The 13,467-nt window shown below is 56.7% G+C and carries 11 protein-coding genes and 1 tRNA gene; 4 read left to right on the top strand and 8 right to left on the bottom strand.

Going from position 1 to position 13,467, the window contains the following annotated elements; genetic code table 11:
* Positions 1-18: 18 nt before the first annotated feature.
* Together ccoS and KUF54_RS08150 are read right to left on the bottom strand one after the other, a co-directional pair.
* Positions 19-156, bottom strand: a complete 138-nt coding sequence (gene ccoS, locus KUF54_RS08145; protein ID WP_219346123.1) for a cbb3-type cytochrome oxidase assembly protein CcoS — start codon at positions 154-156, stop codon at positions 19-21.
* Entirely contained in the window at positions 156-2,597 is a 2,442-nt protein-coding gene (locus KUF54_RS08150; protein WP_219346326.1) for a cation-translocating P-type ATPase, read from the bottom strand. The genes ccoS and KUF54_RS08150 overlap by 1 nt, the downstream gene beginning before the upstream one ends.
* Before the next feature lie 154 nt (positions 2,598-2,751).
* On the opposite strand from KUF54_RS08150, the gene KUF54_RS08155 reads away from it, so the two are divergent.
* On the top strand, positions 2,752-3,195 hold the full coding sequence (locus tag KUF54_RS08155) for a universal stress protein (protein WP_219346124.1): 444 nt from the start codon (positions 2,752-2,754) through the stop codon (positions 3,193-3,195).
* 250 nt (positions 3,196-3,445) lie between these two features.
* Here the strand turns inward: KUF54_RS08155 and KUF54_RS08160 are convergent, their stop codons facing one another.
* The 5 genes from KUF54_RS08160 to KUF54_RS08180 all read right to left on the bottom strand — a co-directional run bounded on the left by KUF54_RS08160 (position 3,446) and on the right by KUF54_RS08180 (position 8,923).
* On the bottom strand, positions 3,446-4,999 hold the full coding sequence (locus tag KUF54_RS08160) for a malonyl-CoA synthase (RefSeq protein WP_219346125.1): 1,554 nt from the start codon (positions 4,997-4,999) through the stop codon (positions 3,446-3,448).
* Between the two features lie 195 nt (positions 5,000-5,194).
* Positions 5,195-5,488 carry a hypothetical protein gene (locus KUF54_RS08165; RefSeq protein ID WP_219346126.1) on the bottom strand — a complete coding sequence of 98 codons (294 nt, stop codon included), beginning with the start codon at positions 5,486-5,488 and terminating at the stop codon, positions 5,195-5,197.
* Between the two features lie 35 nt (positions 5,489-5,523).
* Positions 5,524-5,600: transfer RNA gene (locus KUF54_RS08170), tRNA-Val, on the bottom strand.
* A 78-nt stretch (positions 5,601-5,678) separates the two neighbouring features.
* Complete coding sequence (locus KUF54_RS08175; RefSeq protein WP_219346127.1) at positions 5,679-7,910, bottom strand: bifunctional (p)ppGpp synthetase/guanosine-3',5'-bis(diphosphate) 3'-pyrophosphohydrolase; 2,232 nt, start codon at positions 7,908-7,910, stop codon at positions 5,679-5,681.
* Entirely contained in the window at positions 7,907-8,923 is a 1,017-nt protein-coding gene (locus KUF54_RS08180; protein WP_219346327.1) for an alpha/beta fold hydrolase, read from the bottom strand. Before KUF54_RS08180 ends, KUF54_RS08175 begins: the two co-directional genes overlap by 4 nt.
* 76 nt (positions 8,924-8,999) lie before the next feature.
* Here KUF54_RS08180 and KUF54_RS08185 point away from each other — a divergent pair, with 76 nt between their 5' ends.
* Positions 9,000-9,782, top strand: a complete 783-nt coding sequence (locus KUF54_RS08185; protein WP_219346328.1) for a 3-hydroxybutyrate dehydrogenase — start codon at positions 9,000-9,002, stop codon at positions 9,780-9,782.
* Between the two features lie 156 nt (positions 9,783-9,938).
* On the opposite strand, the gene KUF54_RS08190 is transcribed toward KUF54_RS08185, so the two are convergent.
* Positions 9,939-10,688: an SIMPL domain-containing protein gene (locus KUF54_RS08190; protein WP_219346128.1), complete on the bottom strand. Its 750-nt coding sequence runs from the start codon at positions 10,686-10,688 to the stop codon at positions 9,939-9,941.
* A 313-nt stretch (positions 10,689-11,001) separates the two neighbouring features.
* Between KUF54_RS08190 and ompR the strand changes: the two genes are divergently transcribed.
* Together ompR and KUF54_RS08200 are read left to right on the top strand one after the other, a co-directional pair.
* Positions 11,002-11,733 (top strand): two-component system response regulator OmpR, encoded by a 732-nt coding sequence (ompR, locus tag KUF54_RS08195; RefSeq protein WP_219346129.1) that lies wholly within the window; start codon positions 11,002-11,004, stop codon positions 11,731-11,733.
* Positions 11,734-11,939: 206 nt separating this feature from the next.
* Positions 11,940-13,418, top strand: coding sequence for a sensor histidine kinase (locus tag KUF54_RS08200; protein ID WP_219346130.1), 1,479 nt, complete (start codon positions 11,940-11,942; stop codon positions 13,416-13,418).
* Positions 13,419-13,467: the final 49 nt, after the last annotated feature.

A 13,467-nucleotide genomic window follows, 5' to 3' on the forward strand; every position in this document is an offset into this window, starting at 1 on the left:
TGGCCGCGTTGAGCCAAATCAATCGTCACGAAGAATCCGCTCAGCTTCTTGCTCCACGCTCTCAAACTGACCTCGGTACACCGCCCACCACAAGGCGGCCACGATGGCCATGACCAGCACCACCGACAGCGGAATCAACACATACAAAATATCCATCACAACCCTCCTTGGGCGAGCGGAGCAGTCGCAGCCAAAGGTTGGGCAACCGTCAGCGCGTCAGATTGAATTGGCAAGGTCGCCGGGGAAATACTTCGCGCCAGCCGCGCTGCGTTAGCTACCACCAGCAACGAGCTCAGCGCCATGCCAAGTCCGGCCAGCCAAGCCGGCATCCAGCCCATCAGTGCCAAAGGGATGGAGACAGCGTTGTAAGCCGCAGCCCAGCCCAAGTTCTGCCGCACCACAGACAAGGTCTTGCGCGCCAGCAGCAGGCTTTGCAGCACCAGCTCCAAGCTTTCGCCCAGCACCACAAAATCCGCTTTCGACTGCGCGAGCGGCACCGCTTTGCCAAAGGCAAAAGAGACATGGGCTCCAGCCAAGACTGGGCCGTCATTCAAGCCGTCCCCCACCATGGCTACCTTGTGGCCAGCGGCCTGCGCCGCCTGCATAGCGGCCAGCTTGTCTTGTGGCTTGCAGTCGCCACGGGCTTGCTCAATACCTAGCTTGGCCGCCACGGTTGCCACCGCAGCAGAACGGTCGCCTGACAGCAGCAACACGTTCACGCCTTGCTGCTTGAGATCCGCAATTACCTGCACCGCCTCGGGGCGCACATCTTCACTCAAGTGGAACTGGGCCAAAGCCACCCAGCGCCCTTGCGACTCTCCAGCTTGTATTTCTTCGGCCAGCAAGACGCTTTGACCTAACTCATGCGGGGCCAACTCGGCCACTTGCACATGGGCAGCAGAACCTAAACGCAGATGGCGACGCTGCCCAGCGACCACACGGGCCTGAACCCACACATCCAGCCCACTACCCGCGACTTCCTGCACAGAGTCGAGCAACCAATCGCTCACTGGCAACTGCGCTGCCACTGCGGCCTGCGCCAGCGCTTTCGATGCCGGGTGCATAGACTGGCGCGCCAGCAAAGCGGCAAGGCTCAGGGCGTCGTCTGTGCTCTGCCCTACAGCAGGCATTAGGGCGCGCAGCACCAAGCCATCGCGGGTCAAGGTGCCGGTCTTATCAAACACCAGCGTGTCCACCGCAGCCAATGCCTCAAGCCCTTGCAGGTTGCGCACCAGCACGCCGCTGCGCGCCAAGGTGCCAGCGGCTGTCAGCATGGCCACGGGTGTCGCCAAAGACAGGGCGCAAGGGCAAGTCACGATGAGTACGGCCACCGCCACCATCAACGCCTTGCCAGGATCGGTAGGCCACCACCACACGGCAGCGGCCAGCGCAGCCAACAGCACCACAATTAAAAAGGGGCGCGCTACCTTGTCGGCCAACTGGGCCAAGGTGGGCTTTTGCAGCGATGCGCTTTCCATCAAACTGACGATTTGCGCAAAGCGGGTGCCCTCGCCTACGCTGTCCACGCGCACATCGACGACGCTATCTAAGTTATAGCTACCTGTCGTTACTGCATCGCCAGTAGAGCGCAAAACCGCTGTGGATTCACCTGTCAGCAGCGCCTCATCCGCATAGGTGGTGCCGCGCACGATGTGGCCGTCAGCGGGAAAGGCCTCACCCGCCAGCACCCGCACCACATCGCCCACGCGCAGGCGGCGTATGGCAACACGTTCAAACTCGCCCGCTTCGGTTTGGCGCAGCACAGAATCAGGCAGGCGGTTCATCACCGCCTCAAGCGCGCCAGCCGTGCGGTCGCGCAGGCGCAGCTCCAGCCAGCGGCCCGTGAGCAAGAAGAAAACGAACATGGTCAACGAGTCAAAAAAGACTTCTTGACCGAAAGGCCCAGCCGGGTCAAACGTGCCCAGCGTGCTGATGACGAAAGTGATGAACATGCCCAAAGCCACGGGCAAATCCATGCTCACGCGGCGCTGGCTGATGTCTTTGAGCGCGCTTTTAAAAAACGGGCCGCAGCAAAACACAATCACCGGCAAAGAAAGCACCCATGACGCCCAGCGCAGCAGCCTCTCCATCTCCAGCGACAAATCGCCGGGAATAGCCGTGTACGCAGGCCATGCATACATCATCACCTGCATCATGCATAGGCCCGCCACCAGCCAGCGCCACAGTGCGCGGCGTGTTTCAGCCTGCCGCAACTCACGCGCAAACGCATCGCGGGCTGGAAGTGCGTGATAGCCCGCACGCGATATCGCCTCCATCCACTGAGATGGAAGCACATGAGCGCTATGCCACTGAACACGAGCCCGGCGCGTTGCGGCGCTGACTTCAGCGGCCTTAACGCCAGGCACGGCTTTGAGCGCATCCTCAATCGTCAGCGCGCACGCAGCGCAGTGCATACCCTCAAGCACCACAAAAGAGTCCCAATCCTGGGACTCGGTCGCGTCTTCGAGAGCTAAAGCCTTGGAGCCTTGGCGAGCACCTTCAATAACAGGGCGGCCAAATGAGCGCCACTCTTGCGGATCATCCAACAGGTGCGTCAGCACCGGTGGCGAATGCAAAAAACCAGTCTCAGCAAGCATTTGCGGGGCCTCACTGGACTGGAAATTTGGGGATATGGACATGTATCAAGAGTAACCAAGCGAGATCATATAGACCTTGACATGCATCAACTCCCAGTTGCCCAATCTATCTATGCTTGTTTTCACAAGGCCCGCTAAACCAAAGGAGAACGCTATGTACAACCGTATTTTGATCGCCACCGATGGATCCGAACTCTCTGAAAAAGCAGTTCAGTCCGGGCTGGACCTTGCCGCACTGTGCGCCGCAAAGGTCATTGTGCTCAAGGTCGTCTCGCACTACCCGCGCAGCTACCTAGAAGGCAGCGACCTGCTGGACCACAAAGAAGCCAAGCGCATCGAAGATCAATGGACTGCGCAAGCACAGGGCCTGCTCGACGGCGTGAAAGACTTGGGCCACCAGCGCAAAGTTGCCGTGACCACTCACATCACTCACTCCGATTTAGTGGCGGAATCGATTGTGGAGGCAGCAAAAAAATTCGAGTGCGATCTGATCGTCATGGCATCGCACGGCCGCAAGGGCCTGCAGCGCCTGCTGCTGGGCAGTGAAACTCAGCATGTTCTGACGCACTCGCACGTGCCTGTTCTCGTGCTGCGTTAAGTTGCAAAAATTGGCGTGATAACGCTCACAAAATAAAAGCAGCTTGTGCGCAAGCTGCTTTTATTTTTAGGCTATTGCTAGCTGAAATGCTGCAAAATCAAGCACAGCTAGCTCACTTTTCAGGAGTTAAGCCAAAGGGGCAAGCTCCTGCAAAGAATTCAGTCTTGAATCGCAAAGCCAACGCGTGGCACGCCGCTGGGAGGAGGCGACTGAACCGCCCTCCCCCGACTTGCGCTCATGCCATCATCGATCAGGAAAAATCGTTCTGATACTGATCGCGCAACAGATTTTTTTGCACCTTGCCCATGGCATTGCGCGGCAGGCTTTTCACAACGTAGCAGCGCTTGGGCACCTTGAAATTGGCCAGTTGCGCTTTGAGTGCATCCAGAATTTTCTGCCCATCAACCTGCGCGCCTTTACGGGGCACGATGACGGCGATGCCGACCTCACCGAAATCCGGGTGCGGCACACCGATGAGCGCACTCTCATCCACACCCGCTAAGTCGTTGATGAAAGCTTCAACTTCAGCCGGATAGACGTTGTAGCCGCCCGAGATGATCAAGTCCTTGCTGCGCCCCACGATGCTGAAATAGCCGCGCGCATCTTGCATGCCTACGTCGCCGGTTTTAAACCAGCCATCGGCAGTGAACTCTTCGGCCGTCTTCTCAGGCATGCGCCAGTAGCCAGCAAAGACATTGGGGCCTTGCACTTCAATATTGCCAATTTCACCCGCCGCCAGCGGTTGGCCATCATCACCATGCACCCGCACACCCACGCCTGGCAACGCAAAACCAACCGTGCCACCACGGCGCTCGCCCTCGTTGCCGTAACGGGCATCGGGCTTGCAGGGGTTGGATGTGAGCATGGCGGTTTCGCTCATGCCATAACGCTCTAGCACGCTGTGGCCGGTGCGCGTTTTCCAAGCTCTGAAGGTCTCAATCAGCATGGGGGCCGAGCCAGAGATAAACAGCCGCATGTGGGCTGCCATATCGCGGTCCAGCCTGGCATCGGCCAGCATGCGCACATAGAGCGTGGGCACGCCCATAAAAACCGTGGCATCTTTGAAGCGGGCCATCACCGCTTCGGGCTCAAACTTGGCAAACCAAATCATGGGGCTGCCGCTGAGCAGCGCGCCATGAATAGCCACAAACAGGCCGTGTACGTGAAAAATGGGCAAGGCGTGAATCAGCACATCACCGGCCTGCCAATCCCAGTACACCTTGAGAACAGCGGCGTTGCTGAGCAAATTACCGTGACTGAGCATCGCGCCCTTGCTGCGCCCTGTAGTGCCGCTGGTGTAGAGAATGGCGGCCAAGTCATCACTTTTGCGGGCCAAGACTTGATGCGCATCGCTGTGGTGGGCAGCGCGATCTAGCAAGGTGCCTGTGCGGTCTGCGCCCAGCGTATAGACATGGCCCACGCCGTTGTTAAACGCCAGTTTGGACACCCAACCAAAGCAGCCCGGCGCGCACACCACCACCGCAGGCTCGGCGTTGCCAATAAAGTACTCCATCTCAGCACTTTGATAGGCAGTGTTGAGCGGCAAAAACACATGGCCTGAGCGCAGCGTGGCCAGGTAAAGCATCATGGCTTCCACCGATTTTTCCACCTGCACCGCGATACGACTGCCTTCTGGCAGCTTGAGCGAGGCCAGCAAATTGGCCATGCGCGCACTGCCATGCTCCAAATCAGCCCAGCTGTAATACAAACTTTGGCCGCCGGGCTCAATAGCCTCTACCGCCGTGGTTTGAAGGTCTGCAGGAAACGCTGCGCGCAGTGCGCTGTAAAGATTGGCTTGATGCATGTCGGTCAACGTGATTCATTCAAACTCAAAAACGTGAGCAGGTGCCGAGCTATCCGCTGAGCTTCAATTGCATCGTTCACCCGCTCCTGCAGCATACGTTCCCAGCCAGTGCTATGGCTGAAATAAGCTTCGTATTGCTAATCCAGCTTAGCAGCGCCGCGCTCACCACAAAACTCGTCCTGTGAGGACTTGGCGTTAAAACTGCGGTGAGTTTGCGTCGAGATTTGACAAGTAGCCATAGATTTCTTTAGATCCAGAGCGACAGCCCGGCCATTTATAGAGAAAGAAATCTCGCTTTGCTGTTTTTTTGGAAACTGCAGCTACTTCTTTTGCGCTGAAAAAGTGCTTGTTTGACGGGTGTGCTCGTAGAACCTTCCGTACTTCTTCCGTACTACGCACAAAAGTGTTTGCTTGAACGCCGTTTTTTTGAACGGTTTTCATACTTTTTTCATACTGCACAAACAAAAAAGCCCGCTTGTTAGCGGGCATTTTTGTTTGCAAGCTCTGGTTTAGCTTGCGATATTTGGTAGGCGCGATTGGACTCGAACCAACGACCCCCACCATGTCAAGGTGGTGCTCTAACCAGCTGAGCTACGCGCCTGTTTCGTTGATGAAGCAATTGTAGCACGGGTTTTCACTCATTTTTTGAGAGCGCAAACTTTCTCGCTACATACTGAAATTAGCGACGTCTGGCCGACCGGACTCCGGAGACGTTTGCCACGATGCTCAACACTTTGTTCAAGCGTCCAGAGTCAGCGACTTCCACTGTGAATGTCATCCAGGCCGTACCCTTCACTGACTGGGTTTGCACACCAATCACATTGGTCTTCTCGCGCGCAAACACATCTGAGATGTCGCGCAGCAAGCCTTGGCGGTCAGCTGCCTCAACAGCAACATCGACTGGGTAGACCGGGCCACCCTTGTCTACATTCTTGGGCTGACCCCAATCCACCTCGATAACTCGCTCAGGGCTCTTGGCAGCCATCTCGCGGAAGTTGCTGCAATCGCAGCGGTGCACGCTCACGCCCTTGCCTCGAGTCACAAAGCCGCTAATGTCATCAGGGGGCGCAGGCTTGCAGCATTTGGCTAGTTGCGTCATAAGGGAGTCAACGCCAACAACCAAAACGCCGCCACGCGATGAGTCATGTCCTCGCGCTTTACGCACTGGGGTGAACGTGTCTTCCTCAGGCACTTCTTCACTAGGGCGAAGTACGGCCTCAATGTTGCGAAGCGAGTACTCGTCTTTACCCACCACTTCAAACAGGGCGTCTGCAGATTTGAAACCAAGCAAGCCCGCCAGATCTTCAAGCTTGACGGCCGTCTTGCCTTCGCGTTGCAGCAGCTTTTCCACCGACTCACGGCCACGCGATACTGTTTCATGAGTCGCTTGAGCATTAAACCAAGCGCGCACCTTGGCCTTGGCTCGGTGACTCACTAGATAACCGAGGTCTGCATTGAGCCAGTCACGCGAGGGGCGGTCTTCCTTGGCTGTATTGATTTCAACGGTCTGACCACTCTCAAGCGCTGTGTTCAGCGGCACCATCGCGCCATCCACTCTGGCACCGCGGCAGCGATGGCCCAGACTCGAGTGGACCGAATAGGCAAAATCGACAGGCGTGGCGCCTTGCGGCAGCTCGATCACAGCCGCATCGGGGGTCAGCACATAGATACGGTCTTCAAACAAGCCGCGCTGCGCTGAGCCCGTCAAATCACTCCCCCACGCCAGCAACTGGCGTAGCACAGCAATCTTGGCGTCGTACTCACTAGAGGCGGAAACACCGGCATAGCCCTTGGTGCCCGCTTCTTTATAAGCCCAGTGCGCGGCCACGCCATGCTCGGCGTGATCGTGCATGGCTTGAGTGCGAATCTGAATCTCAATCGTGCGGCCTGCCTCATCGCGCACCACGGTGTGCAGCGATTGATAACCATTGGGCTTGGGTTTGGCGATGTAGTCGTCAAACTCTTTTTCCAACGGCTTAAATTGCTCATGCACCCAAGATAGTGCGGCGTAGCAGTCTTTAACCGTAGGCACGATGACGCGCATGGCCCGCAAATCAAAAAGCTGATCAAAACTCAGCGACTTGCCACGCATTTTTTTAACGATGCTGTAGATATGTTTGGGGCGCCCTTGAACCGAGGCACTAATGCTGTGCGCACGCAAATCCGACTCAAGCCGGCTGCGCATCTGCTCCATATAGATTTCGCGCTCGACCCGCTTCTCATCGAGTAAACGGGCAATCTGGCGATAGGTATCAGGCTCCAGAAAGCGAAAAGACAGGTCTTCTAGCTCCCACTTGATCTGCCAAATACCCAAACGATTCGCCAGTGGTGCAAAAACATAAAGCGCCTCACGCGCAATGCTGGGCGAAACAACAGCTTTTTCAGCTGCGTAATAGCGCAGCGTCTGCAGGCGTGATGCAAGGCGCAGCAGCACCACACGCAAGTCACGCGAAAAACCCAGCAGCATCTTGCGCACGTTCTCAGTCTGCGTGGCGACTCCATCCACATGCTGACTACTTAATTCAGCATCTCGCGCCTGCTGCTGCACGCGGATGAGCTTGACGGTTTCCACCGCCAACGTGGCAAAGTTGTCGCCAAATGCCTTAGCAATGACTTCTTGCGGCTTGTTCAGGTGCGCGCTGGCATACACCAGATAAATGGCCGCTTGCATGGTTTCGGAGCCACCAATTTTTTTCAAAATGGCAGCCACTGCATCTGCGTGAGCCAGGGTATTTTCCCCTGTCTCCATGACCTCACCGGCGATCAACGGCTCAGCAAACGCGCGTGCGCGCTCTAAGGCATGAGCCTGCTCCGGCAACATCTCCGAAGTCGCCATGATCAGGTGTGGCGTCGGCTCCGTAATCTTTGGTGCTGCGTCAGAGACTTGTAGTACGTTATCGCTGGTCTTCATTCAGCTTCCTCTTGGGCTTGCTGCGCAAGACTAAGTCTTGCAGGCAAGCCCTTCTCCCCTTGTAAAAACTTTCGTATCAACGCCACCTGCCCCGGCGCGACCAGTGTTGGAGCATGGCCAACACCTTCTAGTTCCGTGCAATACGCTTTAGGGCCGCGCTCAGACATGGCCTGAGCTGTACTGGCCGAGAGCAAATCAGAATCTGCCCCCCGAATAAGTAAAACTTGAGCCTGAATTTGGTCATACAACTGCCAGAGCATGGCCTCGCCAGCCTGCGCGGTCTCGCGTGTCATGAGCACCATGGGGGCCGAGATTTGCGGGTCGTAATGCAGCACCACGCCGCCTTGCGGATCGGGCTTGACCATGGCCTGCGAGAGTGTGCTCCACTGCGCATCGGTATGCGGACCAAACCCGTCAGAAATCACGCGCATGGCGGCAGCAGCGCTCTCAAAGTTGGGAAACTGCAAGCTTTTACCAACATAAGAAGCAATGCGCTCCAGCGAGGCCCACTCAATCACCGGGCCCACATCGTTGAGCACCATGCGCCTCACAGGCACCGGTAGCGGCAAACCGGGTTGGCCGGCAATACCCATGCCAATCAGCCCGCCCATGCTCGTGCCTACCCAGTCCAAGGTTTCAATCGGTGCTTGTGCATGCAGTTGGGCAAGCAGCGCCAGCATGTCAGCGGCGTACATGGGAACTTGATAGGCCATGGGCTCGGCCAGCCAATCGCTCTCGCCTCGGCCCACTACATCTGGGCAGATCACACGGGCAAAGCGACTTAACTGCTTGGCCAGCACATCAAAATCACGCCCCTGACGGGAGAGGCCATGCACACAAACAATGACATGTGGATGGGCGGCATTACCGGTGTTGTTCCACTCCCAGTACGCCATGCGATGCATGCCCGCGGGCGAAGCCGCCACGTCCTGGATGCGCTGGGCACTAGCCCAAGCGGGAGCCACTGCAGAGGCTCCGGGGCACGATACGTAATTCAGCGTAGGTTGATTCATGGGGTGCGCATTTTGAAAGCCGGGGCCGATAATGGCTGCCGTCCCATCGTAATTCATTCGGAGACCTTGTATGTCCATGTTGAAAGGTAAAACCGCTCTCGTCACTGGATCGACCAGCGGAATCGGCCTCGGTATCGCAGTCGCTCTGGCTCGTCAAGGCGCCAATATTGTTCTTAATGGCTTTGGCGATGTAGAAGCCCCGCGCGCTCAGGTGTTGGAGGCCGGCAAGGCCGCAGGCATCAAAGTCGGCTATCACGGCGCTGATATGAGTAAAGCAGCTGAAATTGAAGCCATGATGAAATACGCAGCCGCAGAGTTTGGCCGCGTCGATATTTTGGTCAACAACGCTGGCATTCAGCATGTGGCCAAGATTGAGGACTTCCCGGTTGAGAAGTGGGATGCCATCATGGCCATCAACCTCAGCAGCACCTTTCACACCACACGCCTGGCTCTGCCCGCCATGCAGCAAGCCAACTGGGGCCGCATCATCAATGTTGCCTCGGTACACGGGTTGGTTGGCTCCGCTGAAAAGTCTGCTTATGTCGCCGCCAAGCACGGGGTTGTGGGCCTGACGAAGGTAACCGCACTGGAAAACGCGACCACAGGCATCACGTGCAACGCCATCTGCCCCGGCTGGGTGCTGACACCGCTGGTGCAAAAGCAAGTCGACGCCAAGGCTAGCGCACAAGGCATTAGCAACGAAGAAGCAACCAAAAAATTGCTGGGCGAAAAAGAGCCCTCACAGCAATTCACCACGCCAGAAGAGCTGGGCGAGTTGGCCATTTTCTTCTGCTCCGCAGCTGCCAACAACGTACGCGGTGTGGCTTGGAATATGGATGGCGGCTGGACTGCGCAGTAAAAACTGCAACAAGCTCGCCAGTAAGTAGATTTAAATTTATAGCAGTAACTACTCTATTTAATTGGACTTGAGCACTTTTATTGGCTAAAAGTAAAAAAGGAGCGAGAGATATCGCTCCTTTTTTATACCCAATCAGCAATTCAAGCTGTGGTCATTTCACTGCATCTGAATCGAGCCACCAACGCTTACCGTCACCTCGGCACGATCGGCCTCGACCGCAAGTGGGGCTGCATCGCTCATGCTGGCTTTGGCCATGCCCATCATGCGCGGGCGCGGCATGGGCCTAACGGTGCCGCCGCTGCCGTTCACACTCACTTCGCGCAGGCTATAGCCGGCAAAGCCAAAGCTTTTTGAGATAGCGGTTGCGCGCTGGCGGAAGTTCTCAATCGCCTTGGATTGGGCTTCACCCTCCACTTTTTCGCGCGCTTCACGCGAAAGGCCAAAGCCCATATTGGCCAACGTCATGTCCTGCACCTTGGCCGCCGCCTGAGTGATGCGCACAAAGTCACGGCCCTGCAACACAATTTCTGCCTGACCTTGCCAGCCTTCTACCTTGCCGCTGCTGCCATAGCGCGGAGAGATAGAAAAATTGCCGGTACTCAACTCCATTTCGCCATTTTTGGCATCGGCGCGCAGTGTACTCATCGCGGCCTCCACCACTTTTTGCAACTGGGACTGCACAGTCGCCGCATCGCGCCCATCTTTGGTGGCCGACAAAGTAGCCGTCATCCAATCCTGACGCACCTCTACCGTACCCTGCGCAGACAGTTGCACCACATTGGCCGTGCGCTGTGCGCCAGCTCCAGCGTTCTGCGCCCACACATTGCCCCCCGCAAAAGCGGCTGTCAGCAGCAAGGCGCTCGAAGCCAATCGAGCCGAAAACAATGGTTTTGAGATCTCAGTCATACGGTTCACCCTTGGAAATAAATCAATCCATGCAGATACACATGAAATGTGCCACACACCCAAATTGGGATTTTTACAGCCTGTCAGCAATCGGTGCGACTTCTTGTACGAGAATCACCAATTGAAAACAAAAATAGAACAGTTACTGATACATAGTTCGAAAAAGATCTATAAAGTTCAATATGAAACATTTATTGTTCTATTTTAAAAAGCAACATTCGTAACAACTGGCAAAAGTTGCTCGCTTTTCACTGGATTTTTTTCGTCAAGCGATAACAATGCGACTGTTACAAATAAATCACCAAGGAAGATCATGGCAACGACAAACAACCGCACTGACAAAATCCTCGTGGTGGATGACGATGCCCGTATCCGCGACTTGCTGCGCCGCTACCTGACGCAAGAAGGCTTCGAGGTCATGATTGCGGAAGACGGCAAAGCGTTAAACCGCATCTTGCTGCGCGAAACGGTTGATTTGATCGTGCTGGATTTGATGATGCCCGGCGAAGATGGCTTATCGATTTGCCGCCGCCTGCGCGCAGCCAACGACCGCACGCCCATCATCATGCTGACCGCCAAGGGCGAAGATGTGGACCGCATCGTGGGCCTGGAAGTGGGCGCTGACGACTATCTGGGCAAGCCCTTCAACCCGCGTGAGCTGCTGGCCCGCATCCACGCCGTTCTGCGCCGCCGCCCTCCGCAAGAAGCGCCCGGCGCTCCATCTGGCGATAACGAAGTGGCCACCTTTGGCCCTTTCACCTTCGATTTGGGCACTCGCGTGCTGCAAAAGAACGGCGAAGAGCTGCCACTCACAACCGGCGAATTCGCCATGCTCAAAGCACTGGTACGCCATCCACGCCAGCCGCTGTCGCGTGAAAAGCTCGCTCTTTTAGCCCGTGGCCGCGAGTTTGAGCCGTTTGACCGCAGTTTGGACGTGCAAGTCTCTCGCCTGCGCAAGCTGATCGAAGAAGATGCGGCCGCACCGCGCTATATTCAGACCGTGTGGGGCGTGGGCTATGTGTTCGTACCCGATGGCTCTAACTAATTAGCTCCAACCGGCACACACTGCTTCATGCCCAATAAGCCGCCACATGGCGGCTTATTGCATTGAGGGCCGCACTTAGCGCCCTGCAAAAGCCTGCTTGGGTCAATATCTGAAACAAGATCAGCGCTTTTTCGACAACCCGTAACCCTTGCCCCGCCAATTACGCGTACGCTTGGACTCAGTTTATTTTTTCAGCTTTGCTGCCCATGAGCGCTTTCAACGACACGCCACCCGATGCCACCAGCCCTGTACCGCTAGAGTACGAGCGGCGCACCACGGCGCGTTCCCCAGTAGGCCTGAATCTTTTTTGGCGCACTTTTTGCCTGCTGGCTTTGCTGCTCGTGGGCAGTATTTTGGCCTGGCTGCAAACGCTCAGAGCCCTAGACTTTGAGCCGCGCACGCTGCAAACAGCCAAACAAGTCGCCTCCATGGTGACTCTGAGCCGTGCGGCGCTGGAGCACTCTGACGCGATCAATCGCGTCTCGCTCATCAAAACCATGGCCGACAAAGAAGGCGTGCGCATTTTGCCGCGCGAGCCCGGCGACAATTTTGAGCTGCTCGAGCAAAACTCCTTGGGCCAAAAGCTTACTGATGAACTGTCGACTCGCTTGGGCTACGGCACTGTAGTGGCTCGCAGCGTCAACGGCGAGCAGGGATTGTGGGTAGGTTTCACCATCAACGGTGACCGCAACTGGATGCTGATGGACCAGTCACGCTTTACCCCCGCCAGCGGGCAGACATGGCTGATTTGGCTGATCACTGCCGCCATGCTTTCGCTAACTGGTGCGGCTGCCATTGCACGATTGATCAATCGCCCTCTCAAGCAACTGTCGTATGCAGCCAACCGTGTGCGAGAAGGTGACTTTGACGCAAGCCAGCTCGATGAAGAGGCCGTGACCAGCGAAATCCGCGAGGTCAATATCGGCTTTAACCGCATGGCCAAGAAACTGGCCAAGTTGGAGCAAGACCGCGCTGTAATGCTGGCGGGCATCTCCCACGACCTGCGCACACCACTTGCGCGCCTGCGCCTTGAGACTGAAATGAGCGTAGACGACGATGTGGCTCGCGAGCACATGGTGGCTGACATCGTGCAGCTAGACGCCACCATCGACAAGTTTTTGGATTACGCACGACCGGACCACCGCGTCATGCTCAGCCCCGTGGATCTCCATGCCGTGGTTGCCTCCTGCGTTTACGCCGTGCAGGACCACCGCGAACTGCAAATCACCATGAACGTGCCAGAAGACCTTTACGTCATGGCTGACGAGGTGGAGCTGGCGCGCGTGATCTCCAACCTGTTTGAAAACGCCCGCCGCTACGGCAAATCACCCTCTACAGATACCACCGAGGTTGATGTGATCGCTAAAGAAACCGAAAAGTGGGTAATCATCCGCATTCGTGACCACGGCAAGGGTGTTCCCCCCGAGCAATTAAGCAGACTGACGCAACCTTTCTTTAGAGGTGACACCGCCCGCACTGCCGCGGCTGGCGCAGGGCTGGGCCTTTCCATCGTCGATAAAACAGTGCTGCGCATGGGTGGTATGTTTGCCCTGTCCAACTCCTCCACAGGCGGGCTGGTCGCCCACTTGCAGCTAATGCGCGCCATGGGTGTCACCGCAGGGGGCGCACCGGAGCAGCGTTTGCAGCGCCCTCAGGTCAAGCGCAACCTGCCCCGCGATAAGTAGGGCGAACGACGGCTTCTCAAGTTGAGCTTGTTGGCTCTGATGGGGCAGC

This window comes from Comamonas sp. Y33R10-2, assembly GCF_019355935.1.
In the GTDB taxonomy this organism is placed as follows: domain Bacteria; phylum Pseudomonadota; class Gammaproteobacteria; order Burkholderiales; family Burkholderiaceae_C; genus Comamonas.